The organism is Streptomyces sp. BE303 (genome assembly GCF_036290945.1).
Lineage (GTDB): Bacteria > Actinomycetota > Actinomycetes > Streptomycetales > Streptomycetaceae > Kitasatospora.
Genome location: NZ_JAQYWZ010000202.1, coordinates 1 through 512 on the forward strand (window position 1 = coordinate 1; position 512 = coordinate 512).

General features: G+C 78.7%; 1 protein-coding gene. It reads left to right on the plus strand.

What is annotated here, in order from left to right:
* The coding region (locus PUR56_RS01150) for a hypothetical protein (protein ID WP_329947465.1) at positions 1-512 on the plus strand (512 nt) is incomplete at both ends.

Consider the following 512-nt stretch of genomic DNA (forward strand, 5'->3'; position numbering starts at 1 on the left):
AGGCGCCGGCGGGCCGCTGGCTGGCCGTGCTGCCGGAGAGCGACACCGCCTGCCGGGTGGTCGAGGCGCTCGCCGCGGTGGGCCTCGACGTGGTCCCGTTCACCGTGAGCGGACCCGGAACGGGACGCGAGGCGCTGGCGCAGCGGGTGACCGAGGCGCTCGGCGACGGGGAGGCGCCGGCCGGCGAGCTCTCGCTGATGGCCCACGAGGACCGCCCGCACCCGGAGTTCGCCGACCTACCGGGCGCGGTCGCGCTGACCCTGGCCCTCGTACATGCACTGGGCGACGCGGGCGTGGAAGCGCCGCTGTGGTGCCGGGTCAGCGGGACGGCGGTGCTCGGCGCGGGTGAGCGGCCGGGCGGCCCGGTGCAGGGTGCCGTGGCCGGGCTGGCGCGCCTGGAGGCGTCCGTACTGTCCGCCGAGCTCCAGGTGAGTCCGGCCGCGCTCGGCGAGGTGCTGCCCGCGCTGGCGGGCTGGCGGGCCGAACGGACCGCGACCGCCGAGGCCGACTCC